Annotated in this window: 21 protein-coding genes; 5 read left to right on the top strand and 16 right to left on the bottom strand. The window is 58.4% G+C overall.

What is annotated here, in order from left to right; genetic code table 11:
* Window positions 1-90: 90 nt before the first annotated feature.
* Genes alsE through DVA44_RS19075 form a run of 4 tightly spaced genes read right to left on the bottom strand, consistent with a single transcriptional unit; the run spans window position 91 to window position 2801 of the window.
* Window positions 91-768: a D-allulose 6-phosphate 3-epimerase gene (gene alsE / locus DVA44_RS19090; RefSeq protein ID WP_114387834.1), complete on the bottom strand. Its 678-nt coding sequence runs from the start codon at window positions 766-768 to the stop codon at window positions 91-93.
* Window positions 769-789: 21 nt separating this feature from the next.
* Window positions 790-2052, bottom strand: coding sequence for a PTS ascorbate transporter subunit IIC (locus tag DVA44_RS19085; protein WP_114387833.1), 1263 nt, complete (start codon window positions 2050-2052; stop codon window positions 790-792).
* A gap of 31 nt (window positions 2053-2083) precedes the next feature.
* Window positions 2084-2350: a PTS sugar transporter subunit IIB gene (locus tag DVA44_RS19080; protein ID WP_087859397.1), complete on the bottom strand. Its 267-nt coding sequence runs from the start codon at window positions 2348-2350 to the stop codon at window positions 2084-2086.
* Between the two features lie 10 nt (window positions 2351-2360).
* Window positions 2361-2801, bottom strand: coding sequence for a PTS sugar transporter subunit IIA (locus tag DVA44_RS19075; protein WP_114387832.1), 441 nt, complete (start codon window positions 2799-2801; stop codon window positions 2361-2363).
* Window positions 2802-3023: 222 nt separating this feature from the next.
* Here DVA44_RS19075 and DVA44_RS19070 point away from each other — a divergent pair, with 222 nt between their 5' ends.
* Window positions 3024-4076, top strand: coding sequence for a LacI family DNA-binding transcriptional regulator (locus tag DVA44_RS19070; RefSeq protein WP_114387831.1), 1053 nt, complete (start codon window positions 3024-3026; stop codon window positions 4074-4076).
* Window positions 4077-4217: 141 nt separating this feature from the next.
* On the opposite strand, the gene DVA44_RS19065 is transcribed toward DVA44_RS19070, so the two are convergent.
* From DVA44_RS19065 to paoA, 4 genes are read right to left on the bottom strand one after another with little or no spacing between them, the layout of a single operon-like run.
* The gene (locus tag DVA44_RS19065) at window positions 4218-5129 is read right to left on the bottom strand and encodes an XdhC family protein (protein ID WP_114387830.1); all 912 of its coding nucleotides are present in this window, start codon (window positions 5127-5129) and stop codon (window positions 4218-4220) included.
* Between the two features lie 9 nt (window positions 5130-5138).
* Entirely contained in the window at window positions 5139-7337 is a 2199-nt protein-coding gene (gene paoC, locus DVA44_RS19060) for an aldehyde oxidoreductase molybdenum-binding subunit PaoC (protein WP_114387829.1), read from the bottom strand.
* Complete coding sequence (locus DVA44_RS19055) at window positions 7334-8290, bottom strand: xanthine dehydrogenase family protein subunit M (RefSeq protein WP_114387828.1); 957 nt, start codon at window positions 8288-8290, stop codon at window positions 7334-7336. Before DVA44_RS19055 ends, paoC begins: the two co-directional genes overlap by 4 nt.
* Window positions 8287-8976, bottom strand: coding sequence for an aldehyde dehydrogenase iron-sulfur subunit PaoA (paoA, locus tag DVA44_RS19050; protein WP_114387827.1), 690 nt, complete (start codon window positions 8974-8976; stop codon window positions 8287-8289). Before paoA ends, DVA44_RS19055 begins: the two co-directional genes overlap by 4 nt.
* 311 nt (window positions 8977-9287) lie before the next feature.
* Between paoA and DVA44_RS19045 the strand changes: the two genes are divergently transcribed.
* Window positions 9288-9554: a type II toxin-antitoxin system HicB family antitoxin gene (locus DVA44_RS19045; RefSeq protein ID WP_114387826.1), complete on the top strand. Its 267-nt coding sequence runs from the start codon at window positions 9288-9290 to the stop codon at window positions 9552-9554.
* 71 nt (window positions 9555-9625) lie between these two features.
* Here DVA44_RS19045 and DVA44_RS19040 read toward each other — a convergent pair whose 3' ends face one another.
* From DVA44_RS19040 to DVA44_RS19025, 4 genes are all read right to left on the bottom strand, one after another.
* On the bottom strand, window positions 9626-11449 hold the full coding sequence (locus tag DVA44_RS19040) for a glycoside hydrolase family 15 protein (protein WP_114387825.1): 1824 nt from the start codon (window positions 11447-11449) through the stop codon (window positions 9626-9628).
* Between the two features lie 141 nt (window positions 11450-11590).
* A complete protein-coding gene (locus DVA44_RS19035; RefSeq protein ID WP_114317143.1) occupies window positions 11591-11929 on the bottom strand; it encodes a DUF1294 domain-containing protein in 339 nt (112 codons plus the stop codon).
* Window positions 11930-11946: 17 nt separating this feature from the next.
* Window positions 11947-13752 carry a diguanylate cyclase gene (locus tag DVA44_RS19030; RefSeq protein WP_114387824.1) on the bottom strand — a complete coding sequence of 602 codons (1806 nt, stop codon included), beginning with the start codon at window positions 13750-13752 and terminating at the stop codon, window positions 11947-11949.
* Between the two features lie 14 nt (window positions 13753-13766).
* Entirely contained in the window at window positions 13767-14876 is a 1110-nt protein-coding gene (locus DVA44_RS19025) for an AI-2E family transporter (protein ID WP_114315803.1), read from the bottom strand.
* A gap of 77 nt (window positions 14877-14953) precedes the next feature.
* Here DVA44_RS19025 and DVA44_RS25735 point away from each other — a divergent pair, with 77 nt between their 5' ends.
* From DVA44_RS25735 to mmuM, 3 genes are all read left to right on the top strand, one after another.
* Entirely contained in the window at window positions 14954-15100 is a 147-nt protein-coding gene (locus tag DVA44_RS25735; RefSeq protein WP_168194497.1) for a hypothetical protein, read from the top strand.
* A gap of 473 nt (window positions 15101-15573) precedes the next feature.
* The gene (mmuP, locus tag DVA44_RS19020) at window positions 15574-16971 is read left to right on the top strand and encodes an S-methylmethionine permease (RefSeq protein WP_114387823.1); all 1398 of its coding nucleotides are present in this window, start codon (window positions 15574-15576) and stop codon (window positions 16969-16971) included.
* A complete protein-coding gene (gene mmuM / locus DVA44_RS19015; RefSeq protein WP_114387822.1) occupies window positions 16958-17890 on the top strand; it encodes a homocysteine S-methyltransferase in 933 nt (310 codons plus the stop codon). The genes mmuP and mmuM overlap by 14 nt, the downstream gene beginning before the upstream one ends.
* Before the next feature lie 87 nt (window positions 17891-17977).
* Here the strand turns inward: mmuM and fbpC are convergent, their stop codons facing one another.
* The 4 genes from fbpC to uhpC form a co-directional block, all read right to left on the bottom strand.
* On the bottom strand, window positions 17978-19024 hold the full coding sequence (fbpC, locus tag DVA44_RS19010; protein ID WP_114387821.1) for a ferric ABC transporter ATP-binding protein: 1047 nt from the start codon (window positions 19022-19024) through the stop codon (window positions 17978-17980).
* Between the two features lie 4 nt (window positions 19025-19028).
* Window positions 19029-21107, bottom strand: a complete 2079-nt coding sequence (locus DVA44_RS19005) for an iron ABC transporter permease (protein WP_114387820.1) — start codon at window positions 21105-21107, stop codon at window positions 19029-19031.
* A gap of 63 nt (window positions 21108-21170) precedes the next feature.
* Entirely contained in the window at window positions 21171-22202 is a 1032-nt protein-coding gene (locus DVA44_RS19000) for an ABC transporter substrate-binding protein (RefSeq protein ID WP_032616757.1), read from the bottom strand.
* A gap of 13 nt (window positions 22203-22215) precedes the next feature.
* The gene (gene uhpC, locus DVA44_RS18995) at window positions 22216-23517 is read right to left on the bottom strand and encodes an MFS transporter family glucose-6-phosphate receptor UhpC (RefSeq protein ID WP_114387819.1); all 1302 of its coding nucleotides are present in this window, start codon (window positions 23515-23517) and stop codon (window positions 22216-22218) included.
* Window positions 23518-23589: the final 72 nt, after the last annotated feature.

Here is a 23589-nt window from a genome sequence, read left to right as displayed (position 1 = left end):
ACTAATCAAGAGCGCGGATAAAGAGACAGACCGGTTAAATAGACCTTTACCCTGCGCGATGGCTTAATACGGCTGAGCGCACTGCAAATTTCAGGCAGCGACTTCGCGCTGGTAAATATCGACCATTTTATCCCAGGCATCGCTGACGTTATCCGCCAGGGAGAACAGGCCCGAGGTTCCGACAATAAAGACGTCAACACCGGACTGAGCGATCACATTAAAGGTTTTCTCGTTGCAGGAGCCGTCAATCTCGGTCAGATAGTGGTAACCATGCGCTTCACGCATCGCAATCAATTGTCTGATTTTGTTGAGTGATTCTGGAATAAACTTCTGCCCGGCGTAGCCTGGGTCAACCGACATGACGGTCACTTTATCCAGCAGATGCGCGTACTCTTTAATGGCATCAGCCGGGGTAGCCGGGTTCAACACCACGCCACAGCGACGGCCCGCATCTTTAATCTGATTCAGCAGACGGAATATTTTGTTATTCGCCGTCTCCGGGTGGAAGCTAATAATATCGGCTCCTGCATCAATACACATCGGAATAATATCTTCCGGGTGGTTCACCATCAGGTGCACATCAATTGGCACATCGGTGATTTTCTTCAGGTTTTCGATAAAGAACGGTGATAGCGTAATATTTTTCACATAGCTGCCGTCCATAATATCAACGTGATAAAAATCAGCGCGTCCGTTCATTGCCATAATTTGTTCTCTGAATTGCGTTAAATCCATACACATTAACGAGGGCGAAAATTTAGCCGCCATACTTACCTCCAAAAGAATCAATTAGTTAAACAGCGATACGACATGCCCAAGAATGATGCCAACTACCCCGAAGTCCGCATCGCCAAAGGTGGTGGATGCAAAGCCAAGGTCGCCCATCAGAGGCAGTAAAATTGCCGGCAAAAATGAAATCAGCAGACCGTGAGCAAATGCACCCACCACCGCGCCGCGACGACCACCGCAGATGTTGCCGTAAACGCCCGCCGTCGCCCCGCAGAAGAAGTGCGGCACCAGGCCTGGAACGATGACGCTTAAACCAAAGAGCGGGCACAGGAACATACTCACCAGACCGGCGGCAAAGCTTGACAGGAATCCGACGATCACCGCGTTTGGAGCGAATGGAAAGACGGTAGGGCAGTCGAGTGCCGGTTTGGCGTCTTTCACCAGTTTGTCGGCGATGCCTTTAAAGGCCGGAACAATTTCGGCAATAATCATGCGTACGCCCGCCAGGATGATCCACACGCCTGCCGCGAAGGTCAGCGACTGGATAATAGCGAAGATGATAAAGTTCTGACCGCCGCTGATACTGGTTTCGACAAACTCTTTGCCTGCTACCAGCACCAGAATCACGAACAGGATCATCATCGTCAGTGAGATGGCGACCGAGGAGTCACGCAGGAAGTTCAATGACTTCGGTACCTTCAGCTCTTCAATCGACGGGCTGCCTTTACCGATCGCTTTTCCCACCAGCGCCGACAGCAGATAGCCAGTTGAACCAAAGTGGCCCAGTGCCAGGTCATCAGTACCTGTTATTTTGCGTGTGAACGGCTGCAGAATGGCCGGAGAGACCACCATCATGATGCCGAGGATCACCGCCCCCACCAGTACCACCCACAAGGGTGACAGACCGCCGACTGAGAGGATAACGGCCAGCATCGCCGACATATAGAGCGTGTGGTGCCCGGTCAGGAAGATGTACTTCAGCGGCGTAATACGGGCCAGGACAATGTTAAACAACATCCCCAGGACCATGATCATTGCCGTCGCGGTTCCGTAGTTTTTCTGGGCCAGCGCCGCCATAGCATTCGTATTGGGCACTACCCCCTGAATATGGAATGAGTGCTCAAACAGCTGGCTAAAGGTTGTTAATGTCGTGGCGATAATCGCCGCCCCGGATGTTAATATCACAAAACCCATAATGGTTTTGAGGGTTCCGGAAATAACATCGGAAAACGCTTTTTTCTGCAATAATAAGCCGATCAGGGAAAACAGACCGACCAGTATTGCTGGTGTGCCCAACACATCATGAATAATAAACTGCAGCATAGAATAACTCCGTAAGGCCGCAAATAATTAATCAGAGATTTTCGGAAAGAATTTCTTTGATTTTATTGTTATCCAGCAGGTTAGATAAGCCAAAGACCTGGGCAGAATGGCTGGAGAGATGTTCGGCAATATCCCTGGCGCTAAGAATAATATCGGCAGTTTCACTTTTTGCCGAAGTCAGATCGGTATGAGAAACTTCTGCTTCTTTATTCAGCTCTTTAATTATTTTTTTTACGTTCATTTCGACGATAAAACTGCTGCCTAAACCGTTACCGCAAACAATCAGAACCTTTTTCATCTTCACCTCTTTATCCGTTGATAACAGTTTGAATTGTTTCCATTGTTGATGCTTTCAGCAGTGCTGAGAGTCGTTCATCATCGCTAAAAATCTCCGCCAGGGCGGTAATCATATTGATGTGCTCGTCTCCTGAAAGCGCGCACAACATAATCACAACGTAAATAGGGTCATTCTCTTCGGCGTTAAAAGAAACCCCTTGTTTAATATGTAAAAGCGACAGCCCGTTTTTAATTGCCCCTTGCTCCGGGCGAGCATGTGGCATCGCCAGGCCTGGAGCTAATACATAATAAGGACCCAGCTCCTGATGGCTGTTAAAAATGGCTTCAATATACTCTTCAGTAATCGTCTCTTTCGCTAATAAGGGCTGAGCCGATAACCTAATGGCCTGTTTCCAGTCGCTGACTGAATCCACAATCTGGATATTTTCTGCAGGTAGCCAGGTCGTAATCATAAATACCCCGATAGCGTTGAAAGTGAACTTACTATAGTGGAATGACTTCGCGGCTTACCGTGATCTGCATCGCAAAGTTAGCGCTAACATGGCAATAATGTTAAAATCCTTGTTACCGCTAACTTTATTATCGATACTTGTAATTACTTTGCAGTTGGGCAATGCGAAAAACGCTAAACATCATTTACAATGGTTGCCCAGTCAGGCGAAAGGAGGAGATCAGTGCAGACGTTAGAAGCGGACGATAGCGCGAGAGAAAAACGCAGGAAAAACACCGGTAAAATTACGCTCGCTGAAGTTGCAAAACTGGTCGGCGTTAGCACGATGACCGTGTCGCGCGCGTTACGTATGCCTGAAAAAGTGAATCCTGAACTACGTAACCGCATCGAAGCGGCAGTGAGCGAGCTGGGCTATGTACCCAATCTTCAGGCACGTAGCCTCGCCTCTGCTGACTCCAGCCTGGTGATGGGCGTGGTGCCCACATTTTCTTCTCCGGGCTTTCTTGCCGTCTCCGAAACCCTGCAGACCGTGCTCGCGACTCAGGGCTACAGCATGATGTTTATTGAGTCCGGTCAGGGAGGGCAGAGCGAAGAGCGCGCTTTTGCGCAAATGCTCGCCTATAACCCGGCGGCGATTGTTCAGTTCAACATTGATAACATCAGCAGCTGTTCGCAAATGATCAGTAACACCGGGGTGCCGGTGGTTGAGATTGGTGCCATCAATCGCGATGCAGGCTGGGTCAGTATTGGCGTTGACTACGCTGCCGCCATCAAAAAGTTGGTCACATCGCTTGTCCAGGGCGGATATAAAAATATCGGCCTGCTTTGCACGGCGTCTAATAACATTATGTTTCGCCAGGTACTGAGCGGCTGGAACAGCGCCATGCTCTCCGTTAACCACTCTCCCCATCGCGTGGTGACCTCTCATCTGCCCGCAGGTATTACGACCGGTTTAAACCTGCTGGGCGATATTCGTATTACCTGGCCAGAGCTGGATGCGCTGATTTGCACCTCTGATGAAATTGCCTGCGGCTGCATTATGGCCTGCAACGGTGCGGGGCAAAAAGTGCCCGACGCACTGGCACTGGCAAGTTTGAGTGGAGGAACCCTTGCAGCAGTTTGCTCCCCGGCGCTGACGGCGGTCGAATTCCCCTGGAGTGAAACGGGAACGGTGGCAGGAAAAACGCTGCTTGATCTGCTGGCGGATAAATCGACAGATAAAGTCATTGAATTACCCTCAACGTTACAAGTTCGCGCCAGCACCAGAAAGCATTAGGGTCGGCACAAAATTGATTATGCCGCCGCATACGGCAGGGTAACTGTTGGTCACTGACATTCCCGCCATGCTTACTCGCCACTCACGAACATTACCATGCGTACACGCCAGCAGCATCTGACGCCAGATGCCCGTAGAGGATCAACCTGTGTGGGCCCTTACCGCCGCCACGTCCGCCACTACCGACAGCGCCAGCGTGTTGGCATCCCGCGCCTTGGGGAAGATCCCAATCGGGGCCTTAATCCGCGCGATATCCGCATCCTTCCAGCCCAGCTCACGCAGTTTGTCCACCCGCCGCTGGTGGGTGCGCTGGCTGCCGAGGGCACCGATATAAAACGGTGCCGCTTCCAGCGCGGCCTGTAACACCGGCAGCTCCTTGTGCTGATCGTGCCAGAGCAAAATTACCGCCGTGTCCGCATCCATCAGCTCAACCGTGGGGGGATTGCAATGCACCTCGTATCCCGCCGCCTGCGCTACATTGGCTGTCGCCTGCGCCTCCACCGACCCGCCATAGATCAGTAGCCGCGGGCAGGGACGATAACCCTGCTCGAAGCGATCGTTCTTCCAGCCTGTCCTGGTTGTCCAGGGCGCCGACTGCAAGGATTGAGAAGAGGAGTGATAACGCAGTCCCACCGGTTTGCGCTGGGCGAGGCTGTTCAGCACCGCCAGCAGCGGCTGTACCGTGCGCACTTTATGGATGTTCAGCGTAATCCCGCCGCCGCAGGGCAGTACGATGTCGAACCACGGCGATCCCTCGCCATACTTCACCTGACGGTCCGTGCCGCAGGCGAGGGTCTCCAGCGCCTCGTACGCGGCAGCGGCCTCCACGCAGCCCCCGGAGACATAGCCGCAATAGAGGCCGTCCTCGCGAACGGCCATCTGCGCCCCCAGCGGCCTGGCGGCCCCGCCGCGGATCTCCACCAAGGTCACCAACGCTACCGCCATGCCTGCCGTAAACGCCTCTGCCGCGAAGCGCAGCACCGCCACGCTGTCGTCGGTAGCAAAAGCCTGCTCGGGGATTATCTGTTCACTTAGCGCAGCGCCTTGCAGCATGCTCTCTCCTTACACCACATCGGGTAGCGCATCGATCAGTTTATCCAGGGTGATGGGATACTCCCGCACCCGCACCCCCGTGGCGTTATAGATCGCATTGGCGATGGCTGCCCCGACGCCGCACAGCCCCAGTTCACCCACCCCTTTGGCCTTCATCGGCGAGGAGATGGTGTCGGTATCGTCGAGGAAAATCACCTTCTGTTCCGGGATATCGGCATGAACCGGCACTTCATACGCCGCCATATCATGATTGACGAAGTAGCCCAGGCGGGTATCCACCGCCAGCTCTTCCATCAGCGCCGCGCCGAGACCCATGGTCATCGCGCCGATTACCTGACTGCGGGCGGTTTTCGGGTTGAGGATCCGGCCTGCGGCACAGACCGCCAGCATGCGGCGGACCCGGACTTCACCTGTCGCCCTATCTACCGCCACTTCGATAAAGTGACCGGCAAAGGTCGACTGCTGATACTGCTTATCCAGATCGCCAAACTCGATACTGTCTTCGGCGGTCAGCGTGCCGTTGGCTGCGGCCTCACGAATGTCCGCGCTGCGGGTATCAAGGGTGATCTTCCCGTCGCTAAACTGCGCCTGGTCCGGATCAAAACCGAGGTTCGTGGCAATGGTCTGGCGTAACTTCACGCAGGCGGCGTACACCCCCGAAGTGGAGGTGTTCGCCCCCCACTGGCCGCCTGAACCGGCCGATACCGGGAAGTTCGAATCACCGAGATGCACCGTCACCTTGTCCAGCGGCACGCCCAGCATCTCCGCCGCCGTCTGGGCAATGATGGTATAGCTCCCGGTGCCGATGTCCGTCATGTCGGTTTCTACCGTCACGTTTCCGTCCGCGTCCAGATGCACCCGGGCGCCAGATTTTTCTAACAGGTTATTGCGAAAACCGGCCGCCATGCCGTAGCCCACCAGCCAGCGTCCGTCGCGAACCTGGCCGGGCGTTGCGTTGCGCTGCTTCCAGCCGAACGTCTCGGCGCCGGTACGCAGGCACTCGATAAGCTGACGGCGGGAGAAAGGGCGGTTGGGATCGGCCGGATCGACCTGAGTATCATTGAGAATGCGAAATTCGACAGGATCGATGCCCGCTTTCTCCGCCATCTCATCGATGGCGATCTCAAGCGCCATCATGCCCGGCGCTTCGCCGGGGGCGCGCATGGCGTTGCCCTCGGGCAGATCCAGTTTTGCCAGCCGCAAGCCGGTATGACGATTGGCGCCCGCATAAAGCAGTTCGGTCTGCTGCACCGCCGTCTCCGGCGTGCCGCCGGGCAGATTACCGGACCAGCTGTCATGGGCGATGGCGGTAATTTTGCCCGCCTTGTTGGTCCCGATGCGAATATGCTGAATGGTAGCCGGGCGGTGGGTAGTGTTGTTGGGGATTGTCGGGCGCGACAGCATGACCTTTACAGGGCGCTTCAGGGTGCGGGCCGCCAGCGCGGCCAGCAGCGCATCGCTCCTAAGGAACAGCTTGCCGCCAAAGCCTCCGCCGATATACGGGGAGATGATGCGCACGTTTTCCTCGGGGATCTTCAGCGTCGCCGCCAGATCGGTACGGCACCAGGCGACCATCTGATTGGAGGTCCAGACGGTCACCTTGTCGCCGTCCCAGACCGCCATAGAGGCATGCGGCTCCATCGCCATATGGCTCTGATCGGGGGTGGTATAGGTCACATCTATCTTTACCTCGGCGGCGGCAAAGGCCGCGTCAAAATCGCCGACTTTTTTGTCAGGGGTCTTCTCCGGGGGCTGGTTGACAGCGGGTTTTTCCTCCGCCAGCGACCAGGCACCCTTTTCACGTCGGTACTGGACCTGCACCAGCGACGCCGCGGCCCGGGCCTGTTCGAACGTCTCAGCCACCACCAGCGCAACGGCCTGATGGTAGTGCTCTATTTTCGGGCCGCCCAGCAGAGTGGCCGCGTTTCGCTCGCCTTTGCCGAGTTCGCCGGCACTGCTGGCCGTCACGACCGTTAGCACGCCCGGCGCGTTTTTCGCGGCCTGGGTGTCGATGGCGGCAATCTCGCCTTTGGCAATCGCCGAACCGACCACATAGCCATAGGCCGCATTCGGTGCGGTGTCGTGCCATTCGTAGGCATAGTGCGCCTTGCCGGTGGTTTTTAGCGGGCCGTCGATACGGTCATGGGGCTGTCCAACCACCTGTAACCGATCGATTGGGTTTTCCCCTGCCGGTTTTTCAAATTTCATACCTGAGCCCTCGCTTCTGTCAGCACGGAGGCAAGCGTTCGCTTCGCCAGGGTGAGTTTGAACCTGTTTTCAGCCGTCGGATGCGCGTCGGCAAACAGCGCGTCATACACCGCCTGTGCCCCCTGGGGGAGTTGCGCATCCGCCTGCGCCATCCGCCAGGGTTTATGGGCGACGCCGCCCAGCGCGACGCGGCCGGTGCCATCTGGCTGGACAATCGCAGCTACCGAGACCAGCGCAAAGGCGTAGGAGGCGCGATCGCGAACCTTACGGTAGATGTGTTGCCCACCCACCGGCGGCGGCAGGGTGACGGCGGTAATCAGCTCTCCCGGCGTCAGCACGGTCTCAATATGGGGCGTCTTCCCCGGGGCACGATAGAAGTCGGCGAGGGGGATGTTGCGCGTCTTTCCGTCCGCAGCGATGGTTTCTACCACCGCGTCCAGCAGCTGCATTGCGACGGGCATGTCGCCCGGGTGAGTGGCAATACAGGCTTCGCTCCCCCCGACGACCGCATGCTGGCGACTAAAACCTTCCAGCGCCGCGCAACCGCTGCCGGGAAGGCGTTTATTGCAGGGCTGGTTCGTATCGTAAAAATAGGGGCATCGTGTGCGCTGCAGAAGATTGCCCGCTGTGGTGGCCTGGTTGCGCAACTGACCAGACGCCCCGGCCAGCAGTGCTCTGGAAAGCACGGCATAGTCACGGCGCACGCGCTCATCTGCGGCCAGATCGGTGTTACGTACCAGGGCGCCGATGCGCAGCCCGCCTTCGTCAGTGGCGTCAATCTTATCCAGCTCCAGACCGTTCACGTCGATCAGATGTCCAGGGGTCTCGATCTCCAGCTTCATCAGATCCAGCAGATTGGTGCCGCCCGCGATAAATTTGGCGCCAGGCGTACGCTGGGCGCTGGCGGCGGCTTCAGCTGGGGTTTTTACCCGCTCATAGGTGAAGGCTTTCATGATTTTTGCCCTCCGGCGACATCCTCAATGGCAGCGAGAATATTGGCGTACGCGCCGCAGCGGCAGATGTTGCCGCTCATGCGCTCGCGGATCTCCTGGGCATTCATTTCGGGAGGAGAGACCAGATCGAGGGTCACATGGCTGGGAATGCCCTCTTCAATCTCTTTCAGCACCGCCACCGAGGAGCAAATTTGCCCGGGTGTGCAGTAGCCGCACTGATAGCTATCGTGTTTGACAAATGCGGCCTGCATGGGGTGCAGATTGTCAGGGGTGCCCAGCCCCTCAATGGTAGTGATATCGGCATTCTGGTGCATCACGGCCAGGGTGAGGCAGGAATTGATCCTGCGCCCGTCAACGATGACGGTGCAGGCGCCGCACTGTCCGTGGTCGCAGCCTTTCTTGGTGCCGGTCAGGTGCAGGTTCTCGCGCAGGGCATCCAGCAGGGTGGTGCGGGTATCCACCTCCAGCTTCTGCTCCTCGCCGTTGACGCGAAACGTTACCGGCATCTTCTCCGGTGCAGGGGTGACGGCGGGTTCGCCCTCGGCCAGGGCGGAACAGGGATAGACCGCCGCGGTCGCCGCCGCTGCGGCGCTGGCTTTTAAAAGGGCCCGTCGGGACAGGCTAAAATCGTGTTGTTCGTGCTTCCCGAACTCACCATCTTCGGGGTATTCGCCTTGGTTGCTCATGCCAGGCCTCCGGTATGCAAAGGGGGGAAATAACGTTCAAAGAGGGCGCGACGTTGTCGTCTGTTTTTAAACGTTAAGCATAGACGGCGATGTCGGTGGGATTATTCTCAAAAGGTGAATGCAGTTATGAGGCGGTTTAATAAGTGATTTTGCGAACAGAGGGATCGTCTCTGACCTGGCCGTATGCCCTTACAAACCGTAAAGCTACCTGGCCATATTCAAAAATTTTTTTAACTTCAAAACTACTTTTTAATTTGATTTATGGAGCGTAATATCCATAACAATTAAGTTGATTAGGATGATTCTCAAGGATGAGCCGTTCAAATACACTCTTTATCGACGGACATAAAGCCCGGGTGACCTACGATCCGGTGGTTGATATGTTCCGTGGCGTATTTCTGAATACCAAAAGTGAAGCCCGCTTTATGGCGAGCGATGTCAAAGAGCTGAAAGTTGCCGCCCGGGATGCGCTGGATAGCTATCTGAACGCCTGCTCCATCACCGGCGTTAAACCCTTCCAGCAGCGAACCCTGCGGCCTTTCATGGCGCTGCAACGGCTGAAAGCCATTCTGCATTGATTCTGCTTGCCTTCATGCCTGCCTGATAGTCCGTCAGGCAGGCAATATTGCTTTGCGCTTCGTTGGCCGCGCTATTTATCCTGCCGGTGATCGCTGATGGCTTGTGCCGCGCAGATCAGCGCCAGATGGCTTAACCCCTGGGGCATATTGCCGACCCATTCGCCGGTGCGGGTATCGAACATCTCATTGAAGGTTTCGACATTGCCGCGGTGGCACAGGGTGTTGAGAATTTCATCCATGTTCGCTTCCGCCTGCGCCGGTTCGCCCATGGAGGCCCAGGCCTCAGCCAGCCAGAAGGCGCAGGCGATAAAGGTGCTCTCCTCCTGCTCAACGCCGCTGTAGCGGTAGATCATTGCGCTGTTATGGCCCAGCTCGCGATAGATTGCCTGATAGGTGAGCTTCATGCGCTTCGGGTTGACCTTCACACCGTAGCGTGACACTAGGGTGAGCGAGGCATCCAGCAGCCCGCCATCGCCGCTGTAAAAGCAGTAAGCCTGATGGGTTTCAGACCAGCAGTGCTCTTCAATCCAGTCGCGGATCCTGTCCCGCTCCCGCGCCCAGCGAGCTTTCCACGTGGGTTCGATATGGCTGCCCTCCGCCAGTACCACGGCGCAGTCCAGCGCCAGCCAGCAGGACATTTTTGAGTGGGTATAGTGCCGCTCTTCCGGCAGCTCCCAGATGCCGGAATCCTTCATGCGCCAGCGATCGGCGCACTGATTGGCAAGATGGCCTAAAAAGCGCGACGTGCCCGTATCCAGAATATGGCCCGCCTCGACGAACAGTTTTGCCACGCCCAGCATATCGCCATACATGCTCAGCTGACGCTGGGTGCGGGCATTATTACCCAGGCGTACCGGCTGCGAATCCCGGTAGCCCTGGAGCTCCGCGTACTTCTCTTCCGGCACCAGCTCACCGTCGAGGGTATAGCAGGCCCGCATCTCCGGGCCGTGTTTGATGATGGTTTTCGACAGCCAGGAGAAGGCCGCCTTACACTCTTCAAGGGTGCCAAGATAGGTAAAGGCTTTGATAATCAGGCAGGCATCGCGCACCCAGGCAAATCGGTAATCATAGTTTTTGCTGCCACCGGGCCCCTCCGGCAGAGAGGTGGTGGCCGCCGCCGCCAGCGCGCCGGTAGGCGAATACCAGAGGAACTTCAGGGCCAGCGCGGAGCGGATAACGTGATCTTTATACAGGCCATCGTATTTCAGCCCCTTCACCCAGTCCTGCCACGCGGTGTGGCTGGTCTCAATGCGGTTATCAATCGCCTCGATATCGGGCACCGCCAGCGGCTCACTCTGCGTCACCAGCAGAGCAACCACCTCCCGGCTCCCTTTCTTCAGGACGATCTCCGCCTCGACCTCTTCATCATCCGCATGGGTAATGACCACGTTTTCGCTGGTGTGCAGCATCGCCATCAGATCGCCAATATGATAAACGCTGCCTTTGAAGGTATCTGAACGCCAGGGCGAGCGCGTTTCGATCATCGTTCCGAATCGCAGATGAAGCCTGAACGTCACGGTGCCGCGCAGGCCTTCCAGACGGCGTGCCAGCTCACTCCAGGGCAGGCGGCCTGCCAGGGTACTGTTAATGGATTCGGTTAACAGAACCGTGCCGGCTTTCGTCTCATAGCGGGTTTCCAGAATGTTGCTGTCATCGCGATAGGCGCGCGAGACGGTGTATTCATCCGCAGGTGTCAGGCTGAAAAAACCGCCGATGTTGGGATCCAGTAGCCGATCGAAGAGGGGCGGGGAATCGAGATTGGGCGCGCCCCACCAGTCGATTGAGCCATCCGGGGCGATAAGCGCTACCGAGCGTCCTTCACCGATAGCAGTATAGTCCCCGAGGCCAACGAACCCGTTATCACGCATCGGCATATCGTATTTCGCATTTTTCAAATGAGTGATCCCTTTTCTTTGATGAACATAAAGCCTGGCATAATGCGATGAATATCGCGCTTTCACCGATGCTGTATGTCTCTCTTCGCATACACCTCTTTCACAAAGGCTGATCTATGGCCATCCGCATTTATCATTATTTTAATAATACTGGAGGCGCCATGCCGCCAGGATCAGCACTACGAGGTTAAGGATCACGCTGACCATAAAATACGTTTTGAAAGGCTGTTTTTGGGTTTTATGGCGAAACAGCTGCTGGCCGAAGATGGCGCCCGGCCACCCGCCGACTACCCCGCAGACCAGCAAGGTCGACTCCGGGACCCGGCGCCAGGCTTTGCGGGCCGCCATTTTGTCGGCGCCGTAGATCATAAACGTCAGCGCGCTGGCGAGCAGAAACCACATCGCAAAAGGGTGAGGGGACAAGGCGCTGCCCGCAGCGGCCAGGGCCAGAAGGGAGTAACAGATGAGCGTCAGGTTCATGGAGGCAGTATCAGTAATCAAACCGGACGAGGGATGATACGTGATTCTTCCAGCATCCCAAAGCTGACGATCCTTGAACGCCCCAGCTCTTTCGCCCGATAGAGCGCCACGTCGGCGGCGCGCAGCAGGTTATCGCCCTGAGCGTGCTGTGGATAGCTGGCAATGCCGATCGATACATCAACCGGGCCGATCTCCGAGAGCTCATAACGCAGCGTCAGGTTATGCACAGCGGTATGAATTTCACTGGCGCAGGTAAACGCCGTCTCTTCATCCGCCCCCGGCAGCAGGGCCAGAAACTCCTCGCCGCCATAGCGGAACGCCATGCCTTTGTCGCTTACCGCGCGCTGGACAATGGCCGCCACGCTTTTAATCACCTGGTCGCCTGCGTCGTGACCCAGTCTGTCGTTGATGGCTTTAAAGTAATCGATATCGATCATCAGGCAGCTTAACGGCGTACCGCTGTGCATCGCCTGGTTCATCTGGGTGCGCAGAGCATCTTCCAGATGATGGCGGTTGCGCAGGCCGGTCAGCGGATCGAACAGCGCTTTTTCCAGCAGGGCATCACGCAGCCGCTGGTTAGCCAGCGCCAGACCGAGCGCCTCGGCCATCAGCTCCAGATAGGCGCGGGACGGCGCCATCTCCGGGGTCAGGTTCTGGAACGAGAGCAGACCGATGGCTTCACCTTGGGCAATCAATGGCACACAGAGCGCGTGAGGGGCGCTGCTGTCCGGCAGATGGTAGCAGGCGATATCCGGCTCGCCGTTGACAGGCGGATGGCTCTGGCCGCGGCGCACCGCCCAGCACTGGTCCGGATGGAAGGGATCGGCGTCCCCCTGCGGATCGAGCCACTCGGCGACACAGCGCATCTGCCACGGATCGTGCTCAAGAAGCCAGATCCGCCCGGCGATACCCGGCGCAATGCTGGGGGCGAACAGCCGCGCCACGTTCAGCACATCCTCAATGGACTCGCACCCCTGCAGGCGCTGCGTCATTCGCGCCAGCAGCTCGCGGATCGCCCAGTCGGCATCACGCTCTTTTTCCAGCCGCTGCCGTGCCAGGCCGTTCTCGCGGAAGATCCGAATCGCCTGGGCCATATCGCCAATCTCATCGATCTGCCGGTAATCCGGGGCTTCGACCCCATAATCCTGCGAGGCCAGCCGGTTGACTACGTCGCTCAGGCGCACCACCGGGCGCAGGACCCGGCGTTTGAGGATAAAACCGAGCACAAATAAAAACATCAGCGCAGTCAGGCCGACCATCACTTCGGAGAGGGTACGCAGCCCGCGGGATTTTGCCGTGGCATCCTCAATCGCCGCGTCGGTACGCCTGTCCAGCATCTGACGAAAATGGTCGAGCTGGTTCTGGACCTGCTCCAGCTCATTTTCATAACGCTCGCCATACTGCAGCTCAATGGCCTGAGGCTGCTGCCCGCGCCCGACGCTGGCGATGGCGCTCTGTTGCTCATCCTGTAGCGCATCGGCCACCTGCAAACCTTCGTGCAGCAGCGCCAGCTCTTCCTCACTGGCACCCGCGTCTTTCAGCTTTTGCAGGCGATGCTCAATTCTGACCATCGTTTCCGCTTTCTGGCGGTACTCCTCTGCCACCGCGGGATCCTGTTTAATGACGTACAACCGCGCCAGGTCGGAGAGCGCCCAGGCGTCCACTTCCACCTCTTCGGTGAGCTGATCGAAGACGTAGCGCTGTTCAACGGCCTGCCGCTCAACGCTTTCGGCGCTGGAGGCCATCAACATAGCCACGCCGGAAGCGATAGTCAGACAAACCGTGGCACCGTATGCCCAGTTAGTAATAGTGGCGATGCGCACGGTTTATTCCTTCTTCATAGATCAGGCGAATTTTTCCCTTCCTCGATAATTGCATCATCAATCTCTTCGGCATTACCGGCATGATCGCGACCCGAAAGCAAATTCCAGCAGGCGATAAACAGGGCGGCGATCAACGGACCAATCACAAAGCCGTTGATACCGTAAATCTCCATCCCGCCGAGAGTGGTGATGAGGATAAGATAATCGGGCATTTTGGTGTCTTTACCCACCAGCAGCGGACGCAGCAGGTTATCCACCAGCCCCACCACCAGCACAAAGAAGCCGACGATAAACAGCCCCTGCCATAGCTGATGGGTGGCGAAGAGGAAAATGGCTGCCGGTACCCAGACGATGGCCGAGCCGACCGCCGGGATCAGCGACAGGAACGCAATCAGCGCCCCCCACAAGATGCTGCCATTAATATCGACTACCCAGAAGGCGATACCGCCCAGCACACCCTGGACCAGGGCCACCACGGCCGTGCCTTTTACCGTTGCTCGTGCGACGCCAGCAAATTTGGCAAACAGATGCTGTTTGGCGAAATTCGACAGCGGCAGGCTGTCGAGGATCTGGCGCACCAGCCACGGGCCATCTTTCAACAGGAAAAAGAGCAGATAGACCATCACGCCAAAGCTGATGGCGAAGCCAAAGGTGCCTTTACCTATCAGGAAGGCGCTGCCGGCAAGGTATTGCCCGCCGCGTAACGCCGCTTCAGAAAGCTTTTGCTGGATCTGCGCGGCGGTATCCAGATCATGTTCGATCATCAGCGCGCGCAGCCAGTCGGGCAGATGAGAGAAGAGACCAGCGAACACCCCGGAAAATTGGGTGTCGTTCTGCTGCAGGCGGGTATAAACAATATTGAGTTCAAAGGCTAATGAGGAAAAGATCACCATCAGCGGAATAAAGACGATAAGGCAAATAAGCAGCACGCTCAGCAGCGCCGCCAGCCCGTTGCGATCCCCCAGCTTGATACGCAGGGTGTTTTTGACCGGATAGAAAATCACCGCCAGGATAGCAGCCCACAGGATGGCTGAGAAGTAGGGCGACAGCACATCAAAAAACGCCCATGAAACCATCAGCAGTATCAGTATGAAGAAACCTTTGGTCAGTCCGTTAAATCGCATCAGCTCATCCTTTTTTAATGAAACACTACGACTATAGAGTGTTTTGCGTAATTTAACATATTGCGATCTTCTGCCGGGTGGCGGCTGCACCTTACCCGGCCTACGTGGATGAGCAGGCCCGCGCAAGCGCAGCGCCGCCGGGCAGCCGCACCACCCGTCAGTCCGTAGGCCCGCGCAAGCGCAGCGCCGCCGGGCGACAGGCCGCACCACCCGCCAGTCCATAGGCCCGCGCAAGCGCAGCGCCGCCGGGCGACAGGCCGCACCACCCGCCAGTCCGTAGGCCCGCGCAAGCGCAGCGCCACCGGGCGACAGGCCGCACCACCCGCCAGTTCGTAGGCCCGCGCAAGCGCAGCGCCGCCGGGCGACAGGCCGCACCACCCGCCAGTTCGTAGGCCCGTGCAAGCGCAGTGCCGCCGGGCAACAGGCCGCACCACTCGCCAGTTTAGCGGTTAATAAACAGATCCCACTTTCGCCTGACCGACGCGGGGCCCGGCGCGGTACATGCTGTAAGTACCGGTTTGCAGGAGGTGTCCTATGGCATGGCGACCCTATCTCTATGTGATTTACACGGTGCGGCCCCGGCTGAGCGCCCGTCGCGCGCGTCTTCGTCTGGTGCATGGCTAGCAATTTGTTAACAATCGCGGTATAAACACACCTTCTTTTGGATGTTTAGATGTCCATACGTATAGAAGGTGATATGCAAACAGAACAAAACGGGCAGCTACAGCGCACCATGAAGACCCGCCACCTGATCATGCTCTCCCTCGGCGGCGTGATTGGCACAGGGCTCTTTTTTAATACGGGTTACATTATTTCCACCACCGGGGCGGCGGGCACGCTGCTGGCCTATCTGATTGGCGCGCTGGTGGTCTGGCTGGTGATGCAGTGCCTCGGCGAACTCTCTGTGGCGATGCCGGAGACCGGCGCCTTTCACGTCTATGCCGCGCGCTATCTCGGTCCGGCAACCGGCTATACCGTAGCGTGGCTCTACTGGCTCACCTGGACGGTAGCGCTGGGATCGAGCTTTACCGCCGCCGGATTCTGCATGCAGTACTGGTTCCCGCAGGTGCCGGTCTGGGTGTGGTGCGTGGTCTTCTGCGCGGTCATTTTTGCCCTCAACGTCATCTCAACCCGCTTCTTTGCCGAAGGGGAGTTCTGGTTCTCGCTGGTGAAGGTCATCACCATCATCGCCTTTATTGTTCTGGGCGGCGCGGCCATCTTTGGCTTTATCCCGATGCAGGACGGTTCTCCCGCGCCGGGGCTCTCTAATATCACCGCCGAAGGCTGGTTCCCGCATGGCGGGCTGCCGATCCTGATGACCATGGTAGCGGTTAACTTCGCCTTCTCTGGTACCGAGCTGATCGGCATTGCGGCGGGTGAAACCGAAAACCCGCACAAGGTGATTCCTGTCGCCATTCGCACCACCATTGCGCGGCTGATCATCTTCTTTATCGGCACCGTTTTTGTGCTGGCGGCGCTGATCCCGATGCAGCAGGCCGGAGTGGAAAAAAGCCCGTTCGTGCTGGTGTTTGAGAAGGTGGGCATTCCGTATGCCGCGGATATCGTTAACTTTGTCATCCTGACGGCGATCCTCTCGGCGGCCAACTCCGGACTCTACGCTTCCGGACGGATGCTGTGGTCCCTGTCGAATGAAAATACCCTGCCGCGCTGCTTTGCCCGGGTGAACAAAAACGGCGTGCCGCTGACGGCGCTGTCGGTGTCGATGCTCGGCGGCGTGCTGGCGCTCTTCTCAAGCGTCGTGGCCCCGGATACGGTATTTGTCGCGCTGTCGGCCATCTCTGGCTTTGCGGTGGTGGCAGTGTGGATCAGCATCTGCGCCTCGCACTTTGTCTTCCGCCGTCGCCATCTGCAGGCGGGCAAATCCTTAAGCGAGCTCCAGTATCGCGCCCCGTGGTATCCGCTGGTGCCGGTGCTGGGCTTTATCCTCTGCCTGGTGGCCTGCGTCGGCCTGGCCTTTGACCCGAGCCAGCGCATCGCCCTTTACTGTGGTTTGCCGTTTGTGGCGCTCTGCTATGGCGCGTACTACCTTACTCAAAATCTGAAAACCCAGGAGCCTGAACATGTCGCAGAATAATCCGCTTACCGCCCTCCTTGAAACCCAGCCGTTTGTGGTGCTGGACGGGGCGATGGCAACGGAGCTGGAAGCGCGCGGTTGTAACCTGGCCGACAGCCTGTGGTCGGCGAAGGTATTAATGGAGAACCCGGAGCTGATCCGCGACGTGCACCTCGACTACTTCCGCGCCGGGGCGCAGGTGGCGATCACCGCCAGCTATCAGGCCACGCCGGACGGGTTTGCCGCTCGCGGGCTGGATGAGACACAGTCCCGGGCGCTAATTAGCAAAAGCGTTGAGCTGGCGCGCAAGGCGCGGGAAGCGTATCTGGCGGAAAATCCGCAAGCCGGTACGCTGCTGGTGGCCGGTTCGGTGGGGCCCTATGGCGCATATCTGGCGGACGGGTCGGAATACCGCGGCGACTATCTGCGCAGCGCAGAGGTTTTTACCGCCTTTCATCGTCCGCGGGTAGAGGCGTTGCTGGATGCCGGGGCTGACCTGCTGGCCTGCGAAACCCTGCCATCGTTTGCTGAAATTAAAGCCCTGGCGGATCTGCTGACAGCATACCCGCGTGCCCGGGCGTGGTTCTCGTTTACGCTGCGCGACAGCGAGCACCTGAGCGACGGCACGCCCCTGCGCGAGGTGGTGTCGGTGCTGGCGACTTACCCGCAGGTGATTGCGCTGGGGATTAACTGTATCGCGCTGGAGAAGACCACCGCCGCGCTGCAGCATTTGCAAAGCCTGACCGCGCTGCCGCTGGTGGTCTACCCGAACTCGGGCGAGCATTATGATGCGGTGAGTAAGACCTGGCACCACCACGGGGAAGCGTGCGAGACGCTGGCGGGGTATTTGCCGCAGTGGTTAGCGGCAGGGGCGAAGCTGATTGGGGGATGTTGTCGCACCACGCCGAAAGACATTGCGGATTTGAACGCGCAGCGCTAATTTTTTGCCGGGTGGCGGCTACGCCTTACCCGGCCTACGGTTCATGCGGTTTGTAGGCCCGGCAAGCGTAGCGCCGCCGGGCATCAATCAGGCCACCTCAGCCAGCACAAACATCCCGTACGGATGGATCTCCAGGAAATACTCTTCCCCCACGTCCGGCTGCAGCCGCGTGGCGTTCACCTGCAGTAAAATCTCCTGCCCGTGCCACTCCACAATCACCTCGTACTGCGGCCCCATATAGGCGACGTGGCGGATCACGCAGCGCTGACTCGTCTCGCCATGCTGGCTCAACGTGATCGCCTCCGGGCGCACGCCGACCGTGCCCGTCCCCTGGGCGGCAAAATGCAGCGGACGCGGCAGGCGATAGCCGTGGATCGCCACGTAATCCTGGGTGAAGGTAGCCGGGAACAGGTTGGCATCGCCCATAAAGCTCGCCATAAAGCGCGACGCGGGCTGGCGATAAAGATCCTGCGGGGAGCCAATCTGCATGATGTTGCCCTTGTTCATCACCAGCACGGTGTCCGACACCGCAAACGCCTCGCTCTGATCGTGGGTCACATACAGCGAGGTGATGTTGAACTGCTTTTGCAGCTCGCGGATCTTATCCCGCATGCTGCGACGCAGGTTGGCGTCGAGGTTACTTAAAGGCTCATCAAACAGCAGCACTTTCGGTTTCAGGATCAGGGCGCGGGCGAGCGCCACGCGCTGCTGCTGGCCGCCGGAGATCTGATCCACATAGCGGTCCTCGAAGCCCTCCAGATCCACCATCGCCAGCGCCTCTTTAACGCGGGATTTGATCTCCGCGCGCGACACGCCGAGCATCTTCAGGCCGTAGCCGACGTTCTCCCCCAGCGACATGTGCGGGAAGAGGGCGTAGGACTGGAACACCATGCAGATATCACGCTGCTGAATGGAGCGGTGGGTCACGTCTTCGCCGTCGATGAGGATCTGTCCGTCGGTGGGCTTTTCCAGCCCCGCCACCAGACGCAGCACCGTGGTTTTGCCGCAGCCGGAGGGGCCGAGCAGGGTCACCATCTGCCCCTGGGGGATCGCCAGGTTGATGTTTTCAATCACCGTGTTGGCGCCAAAGCGCTTGGTCACGTTACGCAGTTCAACGAAATGTTTCTGAGTCATAGTGTTACGCCTGGTTTTTGGCTTTTGAACGGGAGATACGCGCCTCACCGATGAGCCAGTCAAAGAGGAAAATGATCGCCAGCATGACCACAATCAGGATTGAGCCGTAGGCAATCGCCACGCCGTATTCGCCGTCTTCCACGCGGTTCAGAATGTAGGCCGTTGCCACCCGGGTATCCGGCGTGACGAGGAACACAATGGCGCTGACGGTAGTAATGGCGCGCACAAAGCTGTAAATCAGCGCCGACAGAATGGCCGGGCGCAGCAGCGGCAGCAGAATGTGCGTAATGGTGCGCAGGCTTCCGGCGCGCAGGCTCAGAGAGGCTTCGTCCAGCGATTTGTCGATCTGGCCGAGGCCCGCGATCCCGGCGCGAATGCCCACCGGCACGTTACGCATCACCATGGAGATAATCACGATGGCCGCGGTGCCGGTGAGGTACACCGGGGCGCTGTTAAAGGCGAGGATGTACGACACGCCCGCCACGGTGCCCGGTACCGCAAAGCAGAGCATGGTGGTGAACTCGATGGTTTTCTTGCCCCTGAACTGCTGGCGTACCACCACCCAGGCGATCAGCAGCCCGAAGGCGGCGGTGATCGGCGCGGCGATCCCGGCGTAGAGCAGGGTATCGAGCAGCGAAGGCCATGCCCCGTCGCTCATCCCCTGGCCGAAGAGCTTGATAAAGTTATCCAGCGTCAGGGTGTAATCCACCCCCCAGTTGACGGTAAAGCTGCCGTAGAAAATGCTGCCGTAGAGCAGGGCGTTAAAGGCGATCCACACCGTCAGCAGGGCGACCACGCTCCACACCAGGGTGACCGGCAGGGGCTGGACGTCGCCGCGGTAGGACTTGCCGGAGACGGTGACGTAGGAGCGCTTGCCGATCCACATATACTGGATGCAGAACACCAGCAGGGAGAAGAGCAGCAGGAAGGCGCCGAGAGTGCTGGCCGCCTGATAGTCCAGCTGGGAGCCGGTGATGTAGAAGTAGATCTGCGTCGCCAGCACGTCGAAGTTGCCCCCCAGCACCAGTGGGTTACTGAAGTCGGCCAACGACTGCACGATGACGATCAGGAAGGCGTTAGCCAGCGCGGGCTTGAGCAGCGGGACAAAGACGCCGTTAAAGGTCTGCCAGCGGCTGGCGCGCAGGGTGTACGACGCCTCTTCCAGCGACGGATGAATGGTCTTGATCGCCCCGTCGAGGATCATAAAGGCCATCGGGGTGAAGGCCAGCACCTGCGCCAGCCAGATGCCGGTGAAGCCATACAGCCAGTTGGTATTGGTCAGCCCAAACCAGTCCACCATCAGCTCCGTAATATAGCCGGAGCGGCCCATCATCAGCGTCACGCCGAGGCCCACCACGAACGGTGGGGTAACAATCGGCAGGATGGAGAAAATACGGCCAATAATGGCGCTGCGTCTGGCGATGCGGGTAGTGTAGATCGCCAGCACCAGGCCGAAGAAGGTGCAGCCGATGCCGACGGCGATCGAGAGCAGGATCGAGTTAATGATCACCTGGATGATATGCGCCTGGGAGAGCACATTCATAAACGCCAGCGGCGCGAACTCCCCCGCGTCGTTGGTGAACATCGGAATAAAGATGGCGATGCTCGGCCAGACGATAAAGATGCCGATCAGGGCGACAATGGTAATCAGCGAGCCGATGACAAAGCGGTCGCCGCCCAGCCACTCGAGGCGGGTCAGCGCCAGGGTCATGATCGCCCCCAGCGCCACAAACAGCACAATGGTGGCGTAGCCCAGGCCGCGCCCTTCAATCGTGGCACTGATGACCACAAAGGCCATGCACAGCAGCGCCCAACCGGCGTCGAGATAGTGGCGGCTGCGCTGTTCGCGCTTCGCCTCGGTGAACGGGCGCACCAGCAGCAGGGTGGGGAGCAGATACCACAGCCAGCTAATGTTGAAGTGTGACCAACTGTAGGCGTCGAGGATCTCGTCGCCGGTGGACTCCAGCAGGCCGTAATCCAGGCTCCAGCTCGGCAGCAGGGCAAACGCCAGCCAGCTAACAAAAACCCAAAGGAAGACCGCATCCCGTTTTTTTACGGGATGGAGAGCGAGTGTCTGTGACATAGGTATTCCGGTGTTGTAGGCCGGGTAAGCGTAGCGCCACCCGGCAAAGGAGCAATAGCGGGTTTATTTACCCATCTTCACGTCGCTGACCCACTTGTTGATCAACGCCTTGCGTACATCCGTAGAGCCGTACTTATCCATGTCGTAGCTGATGAGCTTCAGGTCATCGAGCTTCAGCGAGTTCGGGGAGGTCTCTGCGGTGGTGTTGGTCAGGATCTGATAGGACTTGCCCTGCTTCCACGCCAGCTCCTGGGCCTCTTTCGACAGCACCCAGTCCACGAAGAGTTTCGCGTTCTCTTCGTTGCGCGCCCCCTTCAGGATGCTGACGCCGCCAATCTCATACCCGGTGCCTTCGCACGGGGAGATCAGCTCCAGCGGCGCGCCTTGCTCTTTTTCCAGCGAGTAGTCGTGCAGGAAGCCGATGCCGATGGCCGTTTCGCCGCGGGCAGCGTTACGCGCCGGGGCGATGCCCGATTTGGTGTACTGGGAGACGTTGCCGTTCAGCTGTTTGAGATAGTCGAAAGCCTGATCTTCTCCCCACAGCTGGACGAAGGTCGCCAGCGCGGTGTAGGCGGTGCCGGAGCTTTGCGGATCGGCAATCTGGATCTCGCCCTTATACTCCGGTTTGGTCAGATCTTTCCAGCACTGCGGCACCGGCAGGTTCTTCTCTTTCAGGCGCTGGGTATTAACGCCAAAGCCCAGAATGCCCACGTACACCGCAGAAGAGAGGTTGCCTTTCACCTTGGCTGGATCGCGGAATTTCTCCATGATCTGCTCCAGATTTTTTGATTTGTACGGCTGCAGCAGCCCCATTTCACCGGCCTGAGACTGCGGGTCCAGGGTGCCGCCGTACCAGACGTCAGCCTGCGGGTTTTTCTTCTCGGCATCCACTTTCGCCAGCGTACTGCCGGAGCCGTTTCGGATAAACGAGGTTTTGACGTCGTACTTGTCGCCAAACGCTTTGGTTTCGGCCTCGCACATTTCGTTGGTGGCGCTGCAGTAGACCACCAGGCGGCCTTTGGCCTGTGCGGCACCGGTTAAGGTTGCCAGCGCGATCCCGGAAGCAATGAGGGTAGAGAGAAGCGTTGTTTTCATTATTCAGCCCTTTTTATGACGTTATGTGACTGCGAGAAGCGGTGATGCCCGCCATCAGCAGCGGCATCAGGAGTAAACCCATCAGCACGGCGGCGATGGAGAGCAAACTGAACATCCCCGACCAGCCGTAGCGTTCGATAACCTGCGACAGCGGCCACCCGGCCAGCGCCGCCCCCAGATAGGCAAACACGCCAAGAAAACCGGTAATCGAGCCTGCTGCCTGCTTGTGTCCGCACTCTACGGCGGCAAGGCCGATGAGCATTTGCGGACCAAAGACAAAAAATCCCACCGTAAAAAAGCACATCGCCAGCAGGGCGTAGTGGTGAACCGGAGCCAGCCACAGGGCGGCGACCGACACCATCAGCCCCAGCGTGAACAGCAAAATCATCGGCGCCCGCTGGCCGCTGAACAGCAGATCCGACCCCCATCCGGCAAACAGTGCCCCGAGCAGGCCGCCCACCTCGAACAGCATCACCGTGGCGTTGGCGCTCAGCAGGTTTACCCCGTGGCTCTCCGCCAGCCAGATGTTGCCCCAGTCGTTCAGGGCGATGCGGATCAGATAAACCAGCACATAGGAGGCCCCGAGCAGCCAGATCATCGGGTTTTGCAGCATGGTGGTGCGTAACATCTGCCACAGCCCCATCGGCGGACTCTGCTGCTCCTGGCGCAACTCCAGCGGATCGTTGCGCCACTCCCCGACCGACGGCAGACCCTCTTCCTGCGGTGTGCCCCGCAGTTGTGTGGTCAGCCACAGGCCGAGCACGATACTGATGATCCCCGGTGTCAGCATCGCCGCCTGCCAGCCCCAGCGATGGGCGGCGAAGGCGCAGATCAGCGGAATAATCGCCCCGCCGATATTGATGGAGGTGTTCCAGCATCCCCACCAGAAGCCGCGCTCGTTGCGCGAATACCAGTGGGTGAGCAACCTGGCGCAGGGCGGCCATCCCCATCCCTGAAAGAAGCCGTTCAGCGTCCAGATAAACAGCAGCAGGGGCAGGGAGTCGCCGAAGGCGAACAGCACGTTCAGCACGCCGGTCGCCATCAGGCCGATGCCCATAAACGCCCGCTGGCCCTTGCTGTCGTGCCACAGTCCGGCGGAAAATTTCGACAGGCCGTAGCTGAGGTAGAACAGCGATCCGATCAGGCCGATATCGCTCTTGCTTAACCCCAGATCCAACTGCAATGCGGGCAGCACGTAGTTGAGGCTTTTACGCGTCAGGTAAAACGCGGCGTAGCCGGTGACCATGCAGAGCAGCAGTCGCGGGCGCAGCCTGCGGTAGCGTTGAGTAACCTGTTCAGCTGACAGTGCGGACATGGCGTTCTCCATTTGCAATGACTGTATGAAAGGGCGAGGAAAAAGGGATGAGAGAAAGTCTGGCGTGACTAA

The sequence above is a fragment of the Leclercia sp. W17 genome (genome assembly GCF_003336325.1).
Lineage (GTDB): Bacteria > Pseudomonadota > Gammaproteobacteria > Enterobacterales > Enterobacteriaceae > Enterobacter.
Note: the sequence above shows the minus strand (reverse complement) of the source record. Positions and strands in the feature narration are given on the sequence as shown.